The sequence below is a fragment of the Photobacterium angustum genome, assembly GCF_003026365.1.
GTDB classification, from domain to species: domain Bacteria; phylum Pseudomonadota; class Gammaproteobacteria; order Enterobacterales; family Vibrionaceae; genus Photobacterium; species Photobacterium angustum.
Map to the genome: position 1 here is coordinate 1 of NZ_PYOM01000045.1, position 1,145 is coordinate 1,145.

1 protein-coding gene is annotated in these 1,145 nt (G+C 32.9%); it reads right to left on the reverse strand.

All coding sequences use genetic code 11. The annotated features are described in order from the left end of the window. A partial coding sequence (locus CTN01_RS22500) for an Orn/Lys/Arg decarboxylase N-terminal domain-containing protein (protein WP_282957573.1) occupies positions 1-325 on the reverse strand: 325 nt, incomplete at its 3' end. Between the last annotated feature and the right edge of the window lie 820 nt (positions 326-1,145).

Consider the following 1,145-nt stretch of genomic DNA (forward strand, 5'->3'; position numbering starts at 1 on the left):
TAAGAATAGAAGTACGTGCGCGTTCTGCTAGTAGAAATACTGGCACTTCAGGTTGACGTGCTTGTAGTGCTGCTAACAAATCAACTTCTTCGTGAGAGTTAACGATTTGCTCTTCAGTTTTTTCTAGAGCTAATACAAGGCTATCGATTTGAGATGCCATGATAACCGCACGTGCATCTTCGTAAGAAGTTGCTGTAACGATTTCGATAGTACGGCTTTCTAATTCAGCGATTAATGATTTAGTTGCACGATCTGCAAAGCTGTTTGGAGTAATGTTTTGGTGCTCAATAACGAGAGCGCGCATTTTATTAGTACTATTATTCATAATAATGCCTGAATACAAATGATTGATGCAGATATCTTTCGATTTATAAGTGATATAAAGCAATAAAATATCTAGCAGAATTTGTTGAGAATAAAATAAAAAACCTCTTAATTAATATCGATATTAAATATAGAGGGATTGCTGCTTATTATCTTTATTCTTACTGCCTGTTAATTAACAAGTGATTTTTCGTATTTAAATTCGATAGATTTAAATAATTAAAATATAACTCTTGTTTATAAGAATGATATTTTAAGTTGAATAGTTATCTTGTCTTCGAGGTATATAATGCGCTCTTTTCACAAAAATAAAACCATATAAACGGAATGAATTATTGCATTTTTATCGAAAAACAAGCCGATAAGTATCATTATTCGACCATGTTTTTTCATAAATCGTTCGGCAATGTTACATTTGATGTTTTTTTGAAATTAAATCTATTGTTTACAATGGGTTGGGGGTGGTGCCTTGGGTTTCATATTAAACCTCCATAATGGCCTGATTTTGATTATGCATAAATAGTGAGAATAAATTCATATCAAAATTTAAAAATATTTTCTTAAGTGGGGTTTAAGTTATATTTAAATTGTATTTATTTAAGTTGCGGTGAGAGTTCGGTAAGAGAGGTACCCGTTTTTGGGGGATATATTACTGTGATTTAAAGGCATAAAAAAATCCCCACTCAAAGAGCGGGGATTTAGGTAGTCACGTTATCGACTTAGTCGATTATAGAGCGTCTTTTTTGATACAAAGAACGTGGTATTTACCGTCTTCGATCTCTGCGCCTTCAGTTTCGTGTTCGAAACCTGGGAATTCTGCA